Below are 19,939 nucleotides of genomic sequence, written 5' to 3' on the forward strand. Positions count from 1 at the left end.
ACGCATCGTGGTTTTTCCGTCAAGTTAATAACTTAACAGCTTATGCTTCCACGAGTTCTTTGAACAGACCGTAAACGAACTGTTCGGCGTCAAATGGTTGCAGATCCTCGACTTTTTCACCCAGTCCGATCAGTTTTACCGGTACATCAAGTTCGTTTCTAATAGCGAGCACGATTCCGCCCTTCGCCGTACCATCAAGTTTCGTGAGAACAATGCCGCTTATATTCGTTACCTGCTTAAACGTTTTTGCCTGGCTGAGCGCGTTCTGGCCTGTTGTGGCATCTAGTACGAGAAGCACTTCATGCGGCGCATCGGGAATTTCTTTGCTGATAACACGCTTTACTTTTTCAAGCTCATTCATCAAATTCACTTTGTTTTGCAGCCGGCCGGCTGTATCGCAGAGCAGAATATCTGCTTTTCTCGAACGGGCTGACTGGATGGCATCATACATCACCGCCGCAGGATCTGATCCTGCCTGCTGCTTAATCACATCAACGCCTACCCGCTCTCCCCACACTTCGAGCTGTTCAATTGCTCCGGCACGGAACGTGTCACCTGCAGCAAGCATGACCTTTTTCCCTTCCTGCTTAAAAGAATGGGCAACTTTTCCAATGGTCGTTGTTTTGCCTACACCGTTAACACCTACGAATAAAAAGACAGTAAGCCCATCCTTTTGAACGTTAAGCCGGGTATCGTCCTCCCGCTTCTCCAGCTTTGCGGCCAGTTTTTCGCTGATAACCGGAGCCAGCTTTCTCGTATCCGTAATGTTTTGAATGCGGGCTTCGTGTTCGAGCTCTTCCACCAGCTCCATTACCGTCGTCACCCCTACATCGGCTCCGATCAGAATTTCTTCCAGTTCTTCAAAAAAGTCTTCATCTACTGTCCGGTACTGCGCGAACAGCTCATTCATACGGCCGGTGAAATTATCTCTTGTTTTGGAGAGGCCGTCTTTAAATTTGGAGGTCACGCCATCTGATTGATTGGAAAATTTATTTTTTAATTTATCAAAAAAGCTCATCATCTTCCTCCTCGATTTTCTTATACAGTTGCTTTCATTGCCTCTTCAAGCCGAACGGAAACCATTCGTGAAACGCCGGATTCCTGCATCGTCACCCCGTACAGCACATCCGCTTCCTCCATCGTGCCTTTACGGTGGCTGATCACAATAAACTGGGTGGTTTCGCTGAAGGTCCGTAGATATCTGGCGAACCTGGTTACGTTGGCTTCATCGAGTGCCGCCTCTACTTCATCGAGCACGCAGAAGGGCGCCGGCTTTACCTTTACGATGGCAAACAAAAGCGCAATGGCCGTCAGAGCCTTTTCGCCTCCGGACAATAACGATAAATGCTGTCTCTTTTTCCCAGGAGGACGGGCCATAATGTCCACTCCGTTGTCAGCAGATCATCCGGATTGGTCAGGTACAGATCAGCTTCCCGCCTCCGAATAACTCCGCGTATATCTGCTGAAATTCTTTTTTTATGGCCGTAAAAGATTCGTTGAAGCGGCGGGTTACTTCTTCATCCATTTCCGCCATTACTTCATCCAGCGATTCTTTTGCTCCGGTCAGATCCTGCTTTTGACCGGACAGGAAGGTGAACCGTTCGTGTACTCTGTCATATTCTTCAACTGCGCCCAGATTCACTGTTCCCAGCTCGGAAATGTCCAGCTTCAGCAGATGAATCCTGTCGCGGACCGCTTCCGGATCGTCTTCTAATGTATACGTCTCTTTCGCCCGCTCAAAGCTCATGGACAAATGATCCTGTATAAACTGCAGTCTCGTTTCCAGCTCTGCATCAAGACGATTCATCTGCACTTTTGCTTCATGGTGGCTGTTTTGTTCCTGGGTCTGCTTTTTTTGCAGTCTCATCTGTGTTTGTTCCATTTCTTCATTTTTTTCTGTTTTTTGCTGCTGGTCTGTACGCACCGTTTCTATCCTGGCGGAAAGTTCCTCTATGGCCTCTTTCACTTCATTTATGTCGGACTGAAGCTGTTTTTCACCGCCCTGCATCGAGACAATATCGCTTGCAAAATACTCCAGATCTTCTGAGGCACTCTGCAGTTCTGCTTTTTTCTGCTCGTGTTCTTTTTTTAGACGGGCGGCTTCTCTTTCCTGGTTGATTACGGTTTCGTGAAGCGCCGACCATTCCATTTTCAAGGCTGTTTCTTTTTCTTTCGCTTCAGTAATCAGCGCTGTTCTGGCTGTTTCTTTTTGTTCAACTGCTGAGATATCTTCATCCAGTTTTTCGAGCCGCCTGCACGGATTCTTTATTTTCCTGAAGAAGCGCTTCTCTTTCCTGAATGCGATTCAGTTCTGTCTGAAGTGAAAGGGCTTCTCTATCATAATGGGACAGCTTTGAAGTAACATTGTCGAGCTTTGCTTTTGCTTCCTGAGCCAGTCCTCTGGCTTCTTCTGCTTTTAAGCGGGCCTGTTCCCGCCTGGATTTTGCAGCCTGCCAGGCTTCATATTGTTTTCCGGCTTCCTCTTTGGCCTGTTCTGCTTCTGTTTCAAGCTGAATCGTCTTTTCCTGCATGTCTTTTAAAGAGGCCTCAAGCTTGATTCTTTCCTGCTTTCTGCCGAGCAGAGCCGATCCCTGCCGCTGCAGGGCCCCGCCGGTCATAGAGCCGCCGGGATTTACTACGTCACCTTCCAGCGTCACTATCCGTACCCGGAACCCGGACTGTCTGGCCATTTGATTGGCCGCTTCCAGATCTGCAGCTAAAATCACATGGCCCAGCAGGGAATGCACGATAGCGTGGTATTTGTTATCTGCGGAAATATGACTGGCTGCCACTCCCTCAAAGCCCGCCATCTGTTCCAGCTGTTTTTTCGTGTTAGCCGGTACTTCTTTCCGGCGTATCGATGTTATTGGCAGAAAGGTTGCTCTGCCTTTTTTCTGCTGTTTTAAATAGGAAATTGCTCCGCGTGCGTCTGCCTCTTCTTCGACGACGATATGCTGCATCGCAGCACCAAGGGCTGTTTCCACAGCCGTTACATATTTATCCGGTACCGTTATAAGTTCTGCTACTGCTCCGATAATGCCGTTGAGCTTCGTGCTTCGTGCTTTTAATATTTCTTTTACCCCTTGATTAAAACCGGAGTAGTCGGTTTCCATTTCTTTTAGAAGCGAGAGCCTCGATTTTGCTTCATCCAGGTAGCGGTAGGCTTTGTACATTTGTTTTTCTTTTTCAGAAGCTTTTCCGCCTGCCAGACGGCTGTTTTTTTCGGCCAGTTCTTCAGCTTCTTTGCAGGCAGCATCCTCCCTGCTCCATTCGCTGCTTTCTTCCTGTTTTTCCGCAAATGCGGCTTCAGCTTCTTTACGTTCATTCAGAAAAGCTTCATTTTCCGCATCAGCCGACCCTGCCTTACGGCGCATTCCTGCCTGTTGATCCTGAAGGTATTTTTCTTCGTTGCGGATGGCAGCGCGCGCATTGAGCTTTTCAATATAATCCGACTTCATTTCTTCAATCTGCGGCTGCAGGGAATGCATGTTTTCTGCAAGCTGCTTTTGAATGAGCGACAGGGATTCTTTTACCTGATCCTCTTTTGTTTTCATCTGCTGGAGCTCGTCTGTTTGAGCTTCCCATTCTTTTTGGCTGAAGTCTGCCTGCACGTGCAATTGCTCGATTCTTTGCTGCAGTTCTGCTTTTTTTTCTTCAATATTTTTTTCTTTTTCCTGAAAAAGCAGGCGTCTTCCTTCTTCTTTTTCAAGCTGTTCCCGGAGCGCCATATATTTCTGCTGATCTTCTTCCAGCTCGCTGGCTTGCTTTTTTATCCTGCTCGTTAACCGTTCGCGCTCGTCCTGAAGAGATGCCCATTCTTTTTCCGTTTGTTTGTACTTTCTTTCCAGCTGTTCCGCTGTTTCGACCTGCGCTTTCCACAGGGCATGCCGTTCTTCTATTTCATATACGGTCAGGGCAGCTTCCTGTTGTTCAAGCTCTTCGGACTTTTCCAGGTATTCCTTTGCAAGCGATGCCTGTTCTTTTAACGGCTCAATCTGACTTTCCAGTTCGTGCAGAATATCTTCGACCCGCTGCAGATTTTCTACGGTATCTTCGAGTTTCCGTCCGGCCTGTTGTTTTCTTTGTTTATATTTAAGCACACCGGCAGCTTCTTCAAATATGGAACGCCTGTCTTCCGGCCGGCTCGACAGTACTTCTTCCACCCTGCCCTGCCCGATAATGGAAAAAGCTTCTCTTCCCATTCCGGAGTCCATAAACAAATCGACAATATCCCTGCGCCGGCACGGCTGCCTGTTTATTAAGTATTCACTTTCCCCGGAACGATACAGCTTGCGCGTCACGCTTATTTCGCTCCACTCCATGCCGAGCTCTTCCTGTTCATTATTCAGGACCAGGGTTACTTCCGCCATGTTCAACGGCGCCCTTGTATCACTGCCTGCAAAAATTACGTCTTCCATTTTTGAACCGCGCAGGGAACGGGGCGACTGTTCGCCGAGCACCCAGCGTATACCATCTGCGATATTGCTTTTTCCACTGCCGTTGGGACCAACGACGGTTGTCATTCCCGGTGTAAATTCTATGTCCATCTCTTCAGCAAAGGATTTAAATCCTTGAATTTCCAATCGTTTGAGGAACATCCAATTCCCCCTCTATCATTTCGTATTTTATTTCAGCCGGCATGTGCTGGACGTCTTGTCCAGGTTCTGCGCTGATATTTCACTGCAACACTTTATTTTATCATATTCCTTCAGGGTTCAGAAGCATTCATCCTGTAATTTACCTTTGCTCTTTTCATGAAAAACCCCTACAATAAATAATTATCGGATAATCTGGAGGAGATAGAGTGAGTTTACAGGAACCAACGACAGAAAATGTTCATGAAATGATGGACGTTATGAGAATAAAGCTTCAAATTGTAAACCCGGCAGCACTTGATGCTGAAAACTTTGACCTGAACCGTTATGATGAGATCAAAGAATTATACGATATGGTAAGCAGCAAAGATAAGTTCAGCGTAAGCGAAATGGACGCTATCGTATCTGAGCTCGGAAAACTGACCAAAGGCAGATAAGCTGCCCGAATAGAAGACCGCTACTCTTTCCCGGGAAAGAGTAGCGGTCTTTTTTTACTGGGGGCCGCTGCTGCGGTTCTGTTCTAAATATTTCAAGGCGTTTTCAGCCGCCTGCTGTTCTGCTTCTTTTTTAGATCGTCCGGTGCCTTCCCCGAGTACCGTATCATCAAGTTTAAGCACAGCAGAGAACTCCCGGCTGTGGGCAGGTCCTCTTTCATCCTGAATTTCATACAGGAGCGTTCCACCATTTTCTTTTTGGATCGTTTCCTGAAGCTGGCTTTTAAAATCCATCATATGCGAAAAAGCACCGTTTTTCAGCTTTGTAAACATGGACTCATTTAAAAACAACTGAGCCTGTTCCATTCCCTGATCGAGATACAAAGCTCCGAGAAACGATTCGTATACATCAGCAAGCAGCGCCGGGCGGAGTCTTCCCCCCGTCATTTCTTCTCCTTTTCCGATGAATACAAGCTCACCGAATCCTTGTTCCTTTGCAAGCTTTGATAAGGACGGTTCGCATACAGCTGCCGCGCGGAGCTTTGTCATTTCCCCCTCGCTCATATCCGGGAAATGAGTATATAAATAGCGGGAAACAGCCAGTTCGACTACTGCATCTCCTAGAAACTCCAGTCTTTCATTATCCTGCACAGACCGGATCCGATGCTCATTCACATAGGATGAATGCGTAAAAGCCTGTAATAGTAAATGTTCTGCCTGAAAAGTAAATCCGAGCTGCGCCATTTTGTCTTTGATACGCTGCTTTTGTTCAGGAGGAAACACCATTTTTGCCCGCGTTTTTTTTCTTTTTTCGATACCGGCGGTTTTTGGCCTGATGAATGTGACATATCTTTTGGCATCACTCTTTCTCCTCTTTAAAACATCAGCGCCTGATCGGCAGCTGTGCTTTTCTTTTCATTTTCTACAGACTTATATAGAAACAGCCAAGTTCCTTATAGAACTTGGCTTATTCATATACAGCATATCAAATACTCTTTATTAAAAGAAGTAATAATAACCAGGGTATTATTGCTGAGCCTGTATGTAATCTACTACATCAGCCACAGTAACAATCTTTTCTGCGTCTTCATCAGAAATTTCCAGGTCAAACTCATCTTCAAGCTCCATTACAAGCTCGACGACGTCCAATGAGTCAGCGCCCAGATCTTCTTTGAATCTAGCTTCTCTGGTTACTTCTGTTTCCTCTACACCGAGGCGTTCCACTACAATACCTTTTACGCGTTCTTCCACATCTGCCATGCTTTTCACCTCCTCGAGAGAATATATCATTCTCACACTATTAGACATTATAGAAGATGTACCCTGAAAAAACCACCCTTTTTCTACAAGGCACCTTGAAACCCTACATCACCATGCCGCCGTCTACGTTGATTGTCTGCCCCGTAATGTAGCCTGCGCTGCTTGACGCAAGAAACGTTACAGCATGTGCCACATCGTCCGGTTTTCCGAGGTGGGAAGCCGGTATCTGTGAAAGCACGGCGTCCCGGGCTTCTTCCGACATCTGTTCGGTCATATCCGTAGCAATAAATCCGGGTGCTACAGCATTCACCTGAATATTACGGGAAGCAAACTCTTTGGCCATCGTTTTTGTTAATCCGATCACGCCCGCTTTGGCAGCCGTATAGTTTGCCTGTCCCGGATTCCCTGTCAGTCCGACCACCGAGGCAATATTAATGATTTTTCCACTGCGCTGCTTGGACATTGTACGGGCCGCTGCTTTGGAACAGAAGAACACGCCTTTTAGGTTAATGTTCATCACGTCGTCCCAATCGTCCTCTTTCATCCGCATCATGAGGTTGTCTCTCGTAATACCTGCGTTATTTACAAGAATATCGAGTCCTCCAAAGGCGGAAGTAACTTCCTTAAGCATTGTTTTTACTTCTTCTTCTTTTGAAATATCTGCTTTCCAGGTGAAAGCTTCCACGTCGTACTTACGGCACGAATTCGCCACTTCTTCTGCTTTTTCCCTGTTACCTGAATAGTTTACAGCTACGTTGACTCCCTGCTTTGCAAGTTCAACCGCAATAGCTTTTCCAATTCCTCTGGATCCTCCGGTTACAAGGGCGGACTGGCCTTTTAGCATTATACCTCTCCCTTCCATGATTCTGCTGCTTTATTAATCGTCTCCGTATCTTCTGCTGCCATAACATCCAGGCCGCGGCGCTGAATTCTGCGCATCAGTCCGCTTAGTACTTTGCCCGGACCTACTTCAATAAATGTTACGGTGCCTTCTTCGATCAGTTTTTTCATCGAATCCTCCCAAAGCACGGGAGAAGTCACCTGCTCAATCAGCTGGGATTTTATCTTTTCTTTATCTCTTACAGGTTCAGCCGTTACATTGGACACCAGTGGAATCTGCGCTTCGGTAAAGACGATCTCATCCAGAACATCGGCTAACTTGTTTTTTGCCGGTTCCATTCCCTTTGAATGAAATGGCCCGCTGACAGAGAGCGGAATCACTTTTTTTGCTCCCTGCTCTTTCGCAGCTTCTCCTGCTTCCTCTACGGCTTCTTTATCGCCGGAGATAACAATCTGGCCGGGGCATTAATATTGGCCAGCTCAACGCTTCCCGCCGTGACAGAGCGGGTTACCTGCTCAAGCTCTTCCCTGTCCATCCCCATTATGGCTGCCATAGCGCCTTTTCCTGCCGGTACGGCCTCTTCCATAAATAGGCCGCGCTGATGAACCGCCTGCACGGCATCTTCAAAAGACAGTACGCCGGATGCGACAGCTGCTGAATATTCCCCCAGGCTGTGGCCGGCGGTATAATCTGCCTTCACGCCCTGCTTGTCCAGCTCTTTCCATGCGATAATACTTGCTGCTAAAAGAGCCGGCTGGGCATGCTCGGTTTGTTTCAGCTTTTCCTCAGGTCCGTTAAACATTAAATCCGTTAACGAAAAACCAAGCACCTTATCCGCCCGGTCAAGCAGTTCTTTTGCGTCTGAAGAGCTTTCGTATAATTCTTTTCCCATGCCTACATATTGTGAGCCCTGGCCTGGAAATAAAAGGCTGTTTTTTTCATTGCGATTCCTCCTGCTGCTGCACTTCTTTTTGAATAACCGATGTGACGTCTTCTTCAACCATCTGCCTTGCCTGTCGTATCGCATGAAAAATGGCGATATGGTCCGACGAACCGTGTGCTTTAATAACGGGGGCTTTTAAGCCGAATAAGGCTGCGCCGCCGTAATGGACATAGTTCATTTTTTCACCAATATTTTTGAAGCTGCTTCTTAAAACGCCGGCTGCCAGCTTATTCGTCAAGCTGGAGTTCATTTCCTGCTTCAGGAGACTAAAGATGGTTTTTGCCGTACCTTCAATGGATTTCAACAGCAGATTGCCGGAAAAACCGTCGCATACGACCACATCACAGCCTCCTTCAAGAAGACCTCTTGTTTCTACGCTTCCAATATAATTAATCGGCGCCGCTGACAGAAGTTGATGAGCCTGCTTGGTAAGCTCGTTGCCTTTCCCTTCTTCAGTACCTACGTTAACGAGACCGACTCTGGGCCGGTCCATTTTTTTCACTTTTTCCATGTATATGCTTCCCATAATTGCATTCTGCAGTAGATGGGAAGCTTTGGCATCCATGTTCGCTCCCACATCAAGCAGCAAAAAACCTTCGCCTCCGATAGTCGGCAGCATAGGAGCAAGAGAAGGCCTTTCAATGCCTGGAATCCGGCCGATATGAAGGAGACCCGCTGTCATCAGCGCCCCGGTATTACCAGAAGAAATACACGCATCCGCACGCCCTTCCTTCACTTCCCGGACCGCCAGAACCATTGATGAGTCCTTCTTCTTGCGGACGGCTTTAGTCGGTGTATCATCATCTGCAATCATTTCCGTCGTATGTAGAATAGTCATCTGCTTTTTATCGGATAGATGTTTTAAAATCTCCGTTTCATCTCCAATGAGAGTAAACTCTATATCCTTAAAAGAGCGGACGGCTGCCATGGCCCCGGCAATATGCGCTTTCGGCGCATGGTCGCCTCCCATTACATCAATAGCGATTCTCATTGTACTGGCTCCTTCAACTGATTTATTTTCCTGAACGGTACATGGAAAACTCTCCATAAAATACCATTTCTTCTTTAACATTGCTTACGACATGTACAATGGTTTTTCCATCCTTGGTGCCTTTCACTTCCGCTTTAGCGATCACCCGCTCCCCTTCTTTTACACGGCGGTGAAAGTGGACGGAGGCTTTAGCGGTTAAAGCCATCTTTTCATCTATGATAGCAACCGCCAGTGAGTTTGCCTGGGCAAACAAATAATGGCCGCGGGCGATGCCGGTTCGTGAAAACACGTGTTTTTTTTTTATATCAAGAAGGGAAATTGCTTCCTTATCAAGCTGAAGATCAATAATTTCCCCAATCACTTCTTCTTCAGGCAGTGCTTTCACATCGTCTAGATGCTCACGGGCTACATGCTTGATGCGCTCCCTGAGCTCGGGAATCGATAAAGCCAGACGATCCAGACGGATGGTCTGCACGCTTACGCTGAAAAATCAGCCAGATCTTCATCCGTAATAAATGGATTTTCTATAATTTTGCTTTGCAATTTTTCCTGGCGCTGCTTTTTAGTGTATTTCATCAGGCCACCATCCAATGTTATGACTAGGTAATAAAAGTAGTATATAATTCCAGATCTGTTTTTGCAACCGTTAGTCAAGCTTTTCCCCGCGCAGGGCGCCATGCCGGTGCAGATAATCCCGAAGCGGACTGTACTCGTTTTCCTCCCAGAAAGAGGAACTGTTTATCAGCTCCTGGGCATCCTGCCTGGCGGTTTCCAGCGCGCGGTAATCCAGAACTACATCGGCAAGCTTAAAGTAGGGCAGGCCGCTTTGTTTGCTTCCCAGGAAATCCCCGGGGCCTCTCAGTTCCAGATCTTTTTCGGAAACAACAAACCCGTCATTGGTATCTTCCATAATACGCATTCTTTCTTTTCCTGTTTCTGACTTGGGGTCGGCAAGCAGAATGCAGTAAGACTGATCTTCGCCTCGTCCGACTCTTCCCCTCAGCTGATGAAGCTGGGCAAGCCCGAAGCGGTCCGCGTCATAAATAACCATGACGGAGGCATTTGGTACGTTTACGCCCACTTCTACTACCGTAGTGGAGACAAGCACCGATACTCTGCCCTCTGCAAAAGACGCCATTACTGCTTCTTTTTCGTCCGCTGAAAGCCGGCCGTGCATTAACCCCACTTTATAATCGGTATAGTAGGCACTGAGCTGGGCATGTACATCAATGGCGTTCTGCACATCGAGCATCTCTGATTCTTCAATCAGCGGACAGATTACGTATCCCTGTCTGCCCTGATCCAGTTCTTTTTTCATAAATCCAAGCACCCGCTCAAGCATCGTATGTTTGGCACTGAATGTTTGAATGGGCTTTCTGCCGGCCGGCATCTCATCGATCACGGATACATCCATGTCCCCGAAGACGGAAATGGCCATCGTACGGGGAATAGGGGTGGCTGTCATAAAAAGAACATCCGGCTTTTCTCCTTTGCTCTGCAGCGTTCTTCTCTGATTCACGCCAAAACGGTGCTGTTCGTCCGTTATAACGAGACCGAGCCGCTGAAACTCCACGCCTTCCTGAATTAAAGCATGTGTGCCCACTACAATATCCACGCCGCCGGTCTGAATCGCCTCATACACTGCCTGTCTTTTCTTGCCTTTCACCGAGCCGGTTAACAGACCGATTTTCACTCCTGTATTTTCAAAAAATGGCTGCAAAGATTGAAAATGCTGTTCAGCGAGAATTTCCGTCGGTACCATAAGCGCAGACTGGTTCCCTCCCAAATACTGGGCATACATGACAATAAGGGCTACCACCGTTTTTCCGGACCCAACATCCCCCTGCAGAAGCCGGTTCATTCTTCCGGGCTGGAGCATATCGGTCACAATTTCGTTTACAGACCTTTTTTGGGCTCCCGTTAAAGAAAACGGTATGGTTTGAATAAATTTCTTCAGCTCAGGCTTGTCGTAGCTCAGTTTATTCCCCTGAGCCGCCATTCGTTTGGATCGTTTTAATGCCTGCATGCCAAGCTGAAATAACAACAGTTCCTCGTAAACAATCCGTCGTCTCGCATGCTTCAGCTCTTCGTGGCTTCCAGGCTGGTGAATGCTCCAGTAAGCGCTCTGTTTGCCGGGAAGCTTATACTTTTTTAAATATTCCTCCGGAAGGACTTCTATTATCCCACTGCTGTATTCCTTCAATGCCGTCTGAATAAATTTCTTAAGCTGAAACATCGAGAGATTCCCGCCGATGGAGTAAACCGGAGCCAGACTTTTAGAAGGATCTGGTTCTCCTTCCTGAAATCCCTGCACGGTCATCGTCAGTCTGTGTTTATCCCATTTTCCCGTCAGGGTGATCGCTTCTCCCTGCTTTATTTTATTTTTTAAAAAGGCACGGTTAAAAAAAGTAGCCGTCACGAGAATACCATCACATACCAGCCGGACCGTCAGCCTTGATTTCTTCCGGCCGAAATAACGAAGCAGCGGCTCACCCTGAACCGTCCCGGTAATGGTTGCCTTCTGCTCATGTTCGAGCTCGTGGATTGGTACAATTTCATGATTTTCATATCGATATGGAAAATGCTCAATCAGCTGCTGAACGGTATTTATTCCGATCTGCTGAAGTTCGAGCTCTTTTTCTTTGCCAACTCCATGAAGCACTGCCACCGGATCGTTTAAATGAATCGTACTCATTGCCGCCACCCGCTCTCTTTTGAGGCGGTGCCGCAGCGTTTTTTATTTTTATATAATAAATGAATTTGCATATTCATTAGTCAGCCTCCCTGCTTTTCCAGGCCTGCGGAAAAGTAAAAGTGGAAATGTACGTTCGCCTTTATTATAGCACTCTCCTTCCCTTGTTTTACAGGAGAAAACCCGTTCATAACAAAAAAGCCTTTTCTTTAACAAAAAGGCTTTCAGATACAGTATTTATTTCGAATCCGCATATATATTCATTCATATTTCCAGCAAAAACGAGGCGTCAGGGGAAAGGTGACCCTAACCCCTTCCAGCTTCGTTCCGCTCTATTCCACGGAAATTATATAAGAATAAAGCGGCTGGCCCCCGTGATGACGTTCCACTTCGGCTTCTTCATAATGTTTTTCAATAAAAGCCTGGACAGCTGCCGATGTTTCTTCATCACTATCTTCTCCTTCAATGATCGTAACGATTTCCGTCTCTTCGTCGATCATGCTGGCGAGAAGTTCATTTGTTACTTCTTTTATATCGGTCCCCGTGCTGATAATATCTTTTCCGCTGATGCCCATATAATCGTCTTTTGCAATTGATCTGCCATTTATCACGGTGTCCCGCACAGAAAAAGTAACCTCTCCGCTTTTCACATGGCTTTTGGCTTCAGCCATAGCACGGCTGTTTGCAGAAACATCTTTTGACTCATCCAGAGCTAAAAGCGCGCTTAGTCCTTCCGGTATCGTTTTCGTTTCAATAACCGTTGCCTGCTTATCGGCGACCTCAGCTGCCTGGCCGGCTGCCATAATAATATTTCCATTGTTGGGAAGCAGAAACACATGCTCGGCGTTCACACGCTCTATTGCCTGCAGAAAATCCTCTGTGCTTGGATTCATGGTCTGTCCTCCGCTGATAATCTCATGGGCCCCCATGCCTTTAAACAGTTCGTCCATTCCAGGTCCCGCTGAAACGGCTACAACGCCGTAGCGGCTTTTCGGTCTTTCTGAGCCGGCTTTCTGCCTGGATTCTTTCTCTACAATAGCCTGATGCTGCTCGCGCATATCTTCCGCTTTGATATGGCGCAGTGATCCGTACCGCTGGGCTCTATTGATCACTTCACCCGGATATTCCGCATGAATATGTATCTTTAACAACTCTTCATCGTTTACGACCAATAAGGAATCTCCCCATGCAGACAGCTCGTTTCTAAAAGCTGTTTCATCATACGGATGTTTATTCAGCTTCTCTTCGTCAAAACAAATCATCACTTCCGTACAGTAGCCGTATTCCATATCTTCTGTAGAAAGCTGTGTCTGGGCCTGCTGATGATGCTCAAGCTTCACGAGATCATCCAAGGAAGGTATTTCCTCCCTGGCGTCTGATGAGGCCAGACCGGCCAGCACGTTGTACATCCCTCTATAAAATATAAACAAGCCCCTGTCCGCCGGAGTCCACTACTCCAACTTCTTTTAAAATCGGAAGCAGTTCCGGAGTACCGGCCAGCGACTGCTCTGAGCCTTCCACCAGAAAACGAAAATACTCTTCCGGGGTCGTGCTGTCCTGCAGCTGTTCCTGTGCATACGCTGCGCCCTCTCTGGCTACAGTTAGAATAGTGCCTTCCACCGGCTTCATGACAGCTTTATAGGCCGTATGCACCCCTTCATTAAAAGCAGCAGCCAGCTGCACTGCCGTGACGTTCGTTTCTTTTTCAAGAACCTGGCTGAAGCCACGGAAAAGCTGGGACAAAATCACCCCGGAATTTCCTCTTGCTCCCATCAGCAGACCTTTGGAAAAAGCTTTCGCAGTGTTTCCAGCTGACTCACTGTGGTCTGCCGCCATTACTTCTTTCATTCCTGAAGATATAGTTAAATTCATGTTTTTTCCGGTATCCCCATCCGGAACCGGAAATACGTTTAGTGCATCTACTTCCTGGGCATGCTTATGAAGCATTGCAGCTCCTTCTCCAAGCATATCCGCAAGCTTTGAAGCCTTTAACTCATTTTCCAACACGCTGCTTCCTCCTCATTTCTATTACGCATCAATCACTCTTACTCCCTGGACATATACGTTAACAGCCTTTACATCTATTCCGAGCATATGCTTTATCTGGTACTTCACTGCACTTTGTACATTGGAGGCCACCTCGGATATTTTAATGCCATAGCTTACAATAATGTACATATCAATATGTACTTCTTCTTTTTCTCTTCGAAGAACAATTCCTTTTTCGATATTCTCTTTTTTGAGCAGATCAGAGATGCCATCCTTAAAATGCTTTTGGGAGGCCATGCCTACAATGCCATAGCAGTCAACAGCAGCTCCGCCGGCGGCAGTGGAGATCGTATCATCAGATATCTCAATTTTTCCAAGCGTTGTTGAAACTTCGATTGTCATACATATTCCTCCTCGGCCTATTAAACATTCTGCCTTATAGTTTACTATAGCCCCGCCTTTTTTGAAAGCGCTGGACAATTTCTATGGTATATTTCATTCAGACGCTGAAAAAAAGCGGCTGATTCCGATTCACTGCCGGGCTTGTCAAGATCTTTTCTTAACAAGGATTGCATTGCGGAAAGTGTTGTGCTAAAATCATTTAGTATGAATTAATTGGTACAGAGAAACATAAAGGAGGTGCGTTTCATGGCTCGCAAATGTTTTATTACCGGTAAAGGCCCTAAATCCGGCCACAACCGTTCCCACGCTAATAATGCTACGAAAAGACGCTGGAATGCTAACGTTCAGAAAGTTAGAATCCTAGTAGATGGCAAACCAAAACGTGTATACGTTTCTGCTCGTGCTCTTAAATCCGGCAAAGTGCAGCGCGTATAATCATATAATTGCCTGCGCATTAAAAAGAACAACGGCTTATGGCCGTTGTTCTTTTTCAGGCTGTCGAGAAAGTTTTCTTTCTCGGCAGTTTTTTGTGGGCAAGCAGCTGGAATGGTCGTATACTGAAAAGAAAAGGGGCGATCCTAAGATGCTTGGCAAAGCCAAAAACCATCGACGCGATCAAGTGACTGTTTCTGTAGAAGAACTGGTGCCCGCTGATCACTTTCTCCGCACCATTGATACGATGATTGATTTTCAGTTTATTGAAGAAAAACTGGCTGCCTATTATTCGCCGACCATCGGTCGGCCCTCCATTCCACCGATCACGTTGTTTAAAATGATGTTTATCGGCTATTTTTATGGCATTCGTTCGGAACGGCAATTGGAAAAAGAGCTTCAGACCAACGTCGCCTATCGTTGGTTTCTTGGTCTTTCTCTGACGGATCGCATTCCAGATCATTCCACGATCAGCTGGAACCGTCAGACCCGGTTTCTGGATACCACCGTATTTGAAGATATTTTTAATGCCATTGTTCATCAAGCAGAGGGCCATGGATTGGTGGACGGTCGGATTTTAGTGAGTGACTCCACCCATGTCAAAGCGAATGCCAATAAAAACAAATTTCTACGTAAAGCCAAATCCCCCAAAGTTCCTGCCTATCTAGCAGAACTGGAAGCCGAAGTGCAAGCCGATCGGGAAAAAGAAGGAAAAAAGCGCTCGGACCCCGGAAGGAGAGGAAGCCCGCCGACCCAGCGATGACCCGAATCAGTCGGACTGATCCGGATAGTGGATTCATGATGCGAGATGGCAAACCGCAGGGATTTTTCTACCTCGACCACCGGACGGTGGACGCCAAATATAATATCATTACCGATACCTATATCACGCCCGGTAACGTCCACGATGCGGATCCGTATCTGGACCGACTGGAGGTGCAGCGGGCTACGTTTGATTTCCCGGTAGAGGCGGTGGCGCTCGACGCCGGCTATTTTACAGGCTATTTGTGCAAAAAGCTCGAAGAGCAGGGAATTTATGCGGTGATGGGATACCGTCGCTACGGAAAAAGCCGCCGGTACCTGCCGAAACGGAAGTTTCGATACATCGCGTCCAAAAAAGCCTATGTATGCCCGATGGGCTGTATGTTGACCTACCGCCTTACCGATCGGGAAGGATATCGTCAGTATCGTTCCCGCCCGCAGGACTGTCAGGGCTGTCCGATGCGGGAGACTTGTTTTTCGCCTGCCGCTTCCTCCCGGTTAATTAGCCGACATATATGGGAGGATGGGAAAGACCGGGCGCGAGCAAGAAAACGAACGAAGACAGGAAAAGCCTTGTACCATTTACGCAGCCAGACCATCGAACGGAGCTTTGGCGATGCCAAAGAGCTCCACGGTTTTCGGTACACGCGGTATCGCGGGCACCCGTCTGTCCAAGCGCAGGCCCATCTCACCGCTGCCTGTCAAAACATGAAAAAAATCGCCCTCTATCTCGCCAAACGGTCGGCTTAGAGGACGATTTTTTGCGAAAGAAGTGAAAAAAACGTGGATCGAACGATCCACGGGAAAAAACAACCTTGTTTCTTTCATTTCTCAACAACCTGAAAAAGAACAACGGCTTATGGCCGTTGTTCTTTTTTTATTTTATCTGTTTACATAATATTATTATAAGTTACTAGCCGCGGATAGCTTCGATAGCCCGGGCACGGTCTTTTTGACTGTAAATCGCCGATCCTGCTACAAGTACATCTGCTCCGGCTTCCACGCAGAGCCGGGCTGTTTTTTCATTGACGCCGCCGTCAATTTCAATTTCAGCGTGATAGGCTTTTTCATCAATAATACTCCGCAGCTCTTTTACTTTATCCATAACCTCCGGAATAAATGCCTGGCCGCCAAAGCCGGGGTTCACGGTCATAAATAATACAAGGTCCACTTCTTTTAAAATAGGAAGAATGCTTTGAACCGGAGTGGCCGGGTTTAACACAACGCCGGCTTTTTTTCCGGACTGTTTAATTAATTCAATCGTACGATGCAGATGCGGGCACGCTTCCACATGGACGGAAATGATGTCTGCACCCGCCTTGGCGAATGTTTCAATATACTGATCCGGATTTTCAATCATTAGATGAACATCCAATATCTTTTCGGTATGCGGACGGACAGCTTCTACAATCAGCGGACCGATCGTAATATTAGGCACAAAGTGACCGTCCATTACATCAATATGAATGTATTCAGCCCCTCCTTTGTCCACTTCTTCAATTTCTTCTTTTAGACGTGCGAAATCTGCGGCTAGAATTGACGGTGCTATTTTTGTCATTAAATTAATACCTCCGAATGTCTGCGATTTCTTTATAAAATTGTAAATAGTGCTGATAGCGGTGATCGGCAATACTGCCTTCTTTCCAGGCAGCCGTTACTGCGCATCCCGGTTCCTTTATATGCTTGCAGCCTCTGAACTTGCAGTCCGGCAGCCTTTCTGCCATTTCTGGAAAATAAATATCAACATTTTCTTTCAGCAGGCCCGTAAATTCCAGAGAGCTGAATCCCGGCGTGTCTGCAACCAGCCCATCAAATACTTCCACCAGCTCTACGTGCCTCGTCGTATGCTTGCCCCGTTTTAAATGGTCTGATATAACACCTGTTTCCAGCTGCAGCTTTGGGTTCAGATAATTTAGCAGCGTGGACTTTCCCACGCCGGACTGGCCGGCAAAAATGGAAAGTTTCCCTGCAAATAAATGGGAGATCTGCTCCAGGCTTTCCGGAGTCTGGACGCTTAAAAAATAAACAGAATAGCCGATGCTTCGGTATAGATCCGCATATTTTTCTATCGCCTCCTGTTCTGAAGGGGAAGCCAGGTCTTTTTTTGTTACTACAATAACAGGTTCAATATCATGCGCCTCCAGATGCACAAGAAAACGATCCAGCAGCATGGTAGAAAACACGGGTTCGACCGCTGAAAACACGAGTATGCCCTGATCAATATTTGCAACCGATGGGCGGACGAGCTCGTTTTTTCGTTCTTTTATTTCCTGGACGTATCCTTCTTTGTCATTATCTGCGTCAAACTCCACCCGATCTCCTACCAGAGGGGAAATTTTCTGTTTTCGAAATAAGCCCCTGCCTCTGCATTGGAAAACGCCATCGTCATTTTTTACATAATAAAATCCACTGAGTGCTTTAATAATAAGTCCTTCTCGCATGCTTCCTCCTTTTAATCTTCTGCCTGCACATTTCCGGGAAGCAGAAGCTCCGTCCAAATGGCAGTCCAGCCGTTTTGTTCTCGGCTGCCGCTTTCCACTGCCAGATCCATAGTAGAAAGATCATTAACATAAATGGTCACTTCCGAATGCTTTTTCACAGAAGAACCAGCCGCCGGCAGCTGGCCGGTTGTCTCCCCGCTGGCTCTATCCTCAATTGTTACTTCCTCCGGCAAAGCAGCAAGCCCGGAATTTTCCAGACGTTCCAAAGCTTCGTCGGCATGCAGGCCTTCCAATTCAGGAACATTCACATCTTCTACGCTTAATATTTCAGGAACAAACGTAAAGGCTGCAACAATTGATGCAAACACGAGAAGCAATACAATGAGAATAGACAAAAACCAGCTGTTTTTCTGGGACGGGCTTTTTTTTCTTCCGCTGGTATCTTCTCTGGGGCCCGTAACAGCCTGCACCGGCAGTATTTTTGTTTCCTCACTCTCTGCATCAGGTCCTGTATATACAGAGGCCATCGCCAGCGTCTGATAAAACCCTATATAAGGCGCTTCATTTTTTCTGCTTTCCTGCAGAGATGTCTGCAGGTCTTCTTTCATGGAAAACGCAGTCTGGTAACGGTCATCCGGATCTTTTTCGACAGCCCGGAGAATAATGTTTTCTATGCTCTGGGGCAGCCCGTACCGCCTGTCTGTCGGCATCGGTATGCTTTCCTGAATGTGCATTAAAGCAATACTGACTGCCGACTCCGCTTTAAAGGGCAGACTACCCGTAACCATCTCAAACAGGAGAATCCCAAGAGAGTATATATCGGCACGGTGGGTGATGACGCTTCCTTTCGCCTGTTCCGGCGATAAATAATGGACGGATCCGATGACGGAGTTTGTGTGCGTAATCGTAGCCGAAGAGGCCGCTCTGGCTATCCCAAAGTCAGCTACTTTGGCAGTACTGTTATTATCTATAAGTATGTTCTGCGGCTTTAAATCTCTATGCACGACTCTATTGGCATGTGCCTGCTCAATAGCGCTGAGAACCTGCTTCATGATTTCCACTGCTTCTTCTATAGGAAGCGGTCCTTCTTGCGTAATCTTTTCTTTCAGCGTGATGCCTTCTACATATTCCATCACGATGTAATATGTATCCTCATCTTCTCCCACGTCATAAATATTTACAATATGAGGGTGATGGAGGCTGGTGGCTGCCTGGGCTTCACGGTGAAAGCGTCTAATAAAGTCATTGTCTGCGTTAAATTGAGGCTGCAGAATTTTCACAGCGACGAACCGCTCCAAAATGATGTCATTGGCTTTATATACATGAGCCATACCGCCCACGCCGATAAGGCTGATGATTTCATAACGGTCGCTCATTCGTTTGCCGATCATGTCCATCACTGCATCCTCCTTTCCATCGAAAAGGAATTAATCACTGCAGCTATCGTAATATTGTCTTCTCCGCCCCGGTCGTTTGCTTTATGTACAATCCTTTCCACCGCTTCTTCTACAGAGCTTCTGCTCTGCAGCAAGTCAGCGATTTCCAGGCTTGTTACTTTATTGGAAAGGCCGTCTGAGCACAAAAAGACGCCTTCCCCTTTACCCCATTCCATAACAGAAGCATCGCATTTAACGTTTTTATCCGTACCGAGCGCACGGGTTAGTACGTTTTTTCTGGGATGGCTTTCTGCTTCCTCTTCCGTTAATTCGCCTCTCAGACGAAGTTCGTTTACTAGAGAGTGATCCTGCGTTTTTTGATAAACACCCTGTTCATCGAATACATAAGCACGGCTGTCTCCAACATGAGCGATTGCTATAAATCCCGGGGTGCATACAGCGGCAACGGCAGTAGTTCCCATTCCCTGCAAATATACGTCCTGACGGGAAAGCTCAAATATAGCCGCATTTACCTTTTCTATCCGGTTGATAAGCCAGGCTCTTGCTTCTTCCGGAAGCAGCGGGAACGATTCATGCTCCCACTCCTTTTTAAATATTTCCAGAGCAGCAGCACTGGCTGTATCTCCTGCCTGGTGCCCGCCCATTCCATCACAAACGACTGCCAAATACTCACCGCTTTGGTTTTTAAAAATCCCTGCGGCATCTTCATTGTGTCTTCTTACTTTGCCGGTAATGGTTTTATACGCCTGCTTCAAGGAGC

General features: G+C 46.9%; 15 protein-coding genes and 4 pseudogenes. 3 read left to right on the top strand and 16 right to left on the bottom strand.

Annotated features, from left to right (window positions below):
• Positions 1–40 precede the first annotated feature (40 nt).
• From ftsY to smc, 3 genes and pseudogenes are all read right to left on the bottom strand, one after another.
• The gene (gene ftsY, locus MMY81_RS14755; RefSeq protein WP_120192281.1) at positions 41–1,018 is read right to left on the bottom strand and encodes a signal recognition particle-docking protein FtsY; all 978 of its coding nucleotides are present in this window, start codon (positions 1,016–1,018) and stop codon (positions 41–43) included.
• A 20-nt stretch (positions 1,019–1,038) separates the two neighbouring features.
• Positions 1,039–1,627 (bottom strand): annotated as a pseudogene (locus MMY81_RS36270) (chromosome segregation protein SMC); the annotation flags it as partial.
• Between the two features lie 604 nt (positions 1,628–2,231).
• On the bottom strand, positions 2,232–4,598 hold the full coding sequence (gene smc, locus MMY81_RS14770; RefSeq protein WP_252313498.1) for a chromosome segregation protein SMC: 2,367 nt from the start codon (positions 4,596–4,598) through the stop codon (positions 2,232–2,234).
• Positions 4,599–4,804: 206 nt separating this feature from the next.
• Between smc and MMY81_RS14775 the strand changes: the two genes are divergently transcribed.
• Positions 4,805–5,032 carry a DUF1128 domain-containing protein gene (locus MMY81_RS14775; RefSeq protein ID WP_120192283.1) on the top strand — a complete coding sequence of 76 codons (228 nt, stop codon included), beginning with the start codon at positions 4,805–4,807 and terminating at the stop codon, positions 5,030–5,032.
• 54 nt (positions 5,033–5,086) lie between these two features.
• Here MMY81_RS14775 and rnc read toward each other — a convergent pair whose 3' ends face one another.
• The 9 genes and pseudogenes from rnc to MMY81_RS14820 form a co-directional block, all read right to left on the bottom strand.
• The gene (gene rnc, locus MMY81_RS14780; RefSeq protein WP_252313499.1) at positions 5,087–5,815 is read right to left on the bottom strand and encodes a ribonuclease III; all 729 of its coding nucleotides are present in this window, start codon (positions 5,813–5,815) and stop codon (positions 5,087–5,089) included.
• Between the two features lie 240 nt (positions 5,816–6,055).
• Positions 6,056–6,289 (bottom strand): acyl carrier protein, encoded by a 234-nt coding sequence (acpP, locus tag MMY81_RS14785; RefSeq protein WP_120192284.1) that lies wholly within the window; start codon positions 6,287–6,289, stop codon positions 6,056–6,058.
• A 103-nt stretch (positions 6,290–6,392) separates the two neighbouring features.
• Complete coding sequence (fabG, locus tag MMY81_RS14790; protein WP_120192285.1) at positions 6,393–7,133, bottom strand: 3-oxoacyl-[acyl-carrier-protein] reductase; 741 nt, start codon at positions 7,131–7,133, stop codon at positions 6,393–6,395.
• Positions 7,133–8,022: pseudogene (gene fabD, locus MMY81_RS35305) on the bottom strand (ACP S-malonyltransferase). The gene fabG and the pseudogene fabD overlap by 1 nt, the downstream one beginning before the upstream one ends.
• Before the next feature lie 46 nt (positions 8,023–8,068).
• The gene (plsX, locus tag MMY81_RS14800; RefSeq protein ID WP_120192287.1) at positions 8,069–9,064 is read right to left on the bottom strand and encodes a phosphate acyltransferase PlsX; all 996 of its coding nucleotides are present in this window, start codon (positions 9,062–9,064) and stop codon (positions 8,069–8,071) included.
• Between the two features lie 22 nt (positions 9,065–9,086).
• Positions 9,087–9,643: pseudogene (fapR, locus tag MMY81_RS14805) on the bottom strand (transcription factor FapR).
• Between the two features lie 67 nt (positions 9,644–9,710).
• A complete protein-coding gene (recG, locus tag MMY81_RS14810) occupies positions 9,711–11,759 on the bottom strand; it encodes an ATP-dependent DNA helicase RecG (RefSeq protein WP_252313500.1) in 2,049 nt (682 codons plus the stop codon).
• Between the two features lie 329 nt (positions 11,760–12,088).
• Positions 12,089–13,763, bottom strand: a pseudogene (locus MMY81_RS14815) (DAK2 domain-containing protein).
• Positions 13,764–13,784: 21 nt separating this feature from the next.
• Positions 13,785–14,147, bottom strand: coding sequence for an Asp23/Gls24 family envelope stress response protein (locus MMY81_RS14820; RefSeq protein ID WP_120192290.1), 363 nt, complete (start codon positions 14,145–14,147; stop codon positions 13,785–13,787).
• Positions 14,148–14,393: 246 nt separating this feature from the next.
• On the opposite strand from MMY81_RS14820, the gene rpmB reads away from it, so the two are divergent.
• The gene (rpmB, locus tag MMY81_RS14825; protein ID WP_120192291.1) at positions 14,394–14,582 is read left to right on the top strand and encodes a 50S ribosomal protein L28; all 189 of its coding nucleotides are present in this window, start codon (positions 14,394–14,396) and stop codon (positions 14,580–14,582) included.
• A gap of 148 nt (positions 14,583–14,730) precedes the next feature.
• Positions 14,731–16,091, top strand: a protein-coding gene (locus tag MMY81_RS14830) for an IS1182 family transposase (RefSeq protein WP_374561984.1) whose coding sequence is annotated in 2 segments (ribosomal slippage) — positions 14,731–15,309 and positions 15,312–16,091 — 1,359 coding nt in all. Because the reading frame shifts where the segments join, the coding sequence is not laid out codon by codon here.
• Between the two features lie 163 nt (positions 16,092–16,254).
• On the opposite strand, the gene rpe is transcribed toward MMY81_RS14830, so the two are convergent.
• The 4 genes from rpe to MMY81_RS14850 are packed head-to-tail and all read right to left on the bottom strand — an operon-like array spanning position 16,255 to position 19,934.
• Positions 16,255–16,899, bottom strand: coding sequence for a ribulose-phosphate 3-epimerase (gene rpe / locus MMY81_RS14835; RefSeq protein ID WP_252313502.1), 645 nt, complete (start codon positions 16,897–16,899; stop codon positions 16,255–16,257).
• Between the two features lie 4 nt (positions 16,900–16,903).
• The gene (gene rsgA, locus MMY81_RS14840; RefSeq protein WP_252313503.1) at positions 16,904–17,782 is read right to left on the bottom strand and encodes a ribosome small subunit-dependent GTPase A; all 879 of its coding nucleotides are present in this window, start codon (positions 17,780–17,782) and stop codon (positions 16,904–16,906) included.
• An 11-nt stretch (positions 17,783–17,793) separates the two neighbouring features.
• Positions 17,794–19,179, bottom strand: coding sequence for a Stk1 family PASTA domain-containing Ser/Thr kinase (gene pknB, locus MMY81_RS14845; protein WP_252313504.1), 1,386 nt, complete (start codon positions 19,177–19,179; stop codon positions 17,794–17,796).
• Entirely contained in the window at positions 19,179–19,934 is a 756-nt protein-coding gene (locus MMY81_RS14850; RefSeq protein WP_252313505.1) for a Stp1/IreP family PP2C-type Ser/Thr phosphatase, read from the bottom strand. The genes pknB and MMY81_RS14850 overlap by 1 nt, the downstream gene beginning before the upstream one ends.
• Positions 19,935–19,939 lie beyond the last annotated feature (5 nt).

Source organism: Sinobaca sp. H24 (genome assembly GCF_023845525.1).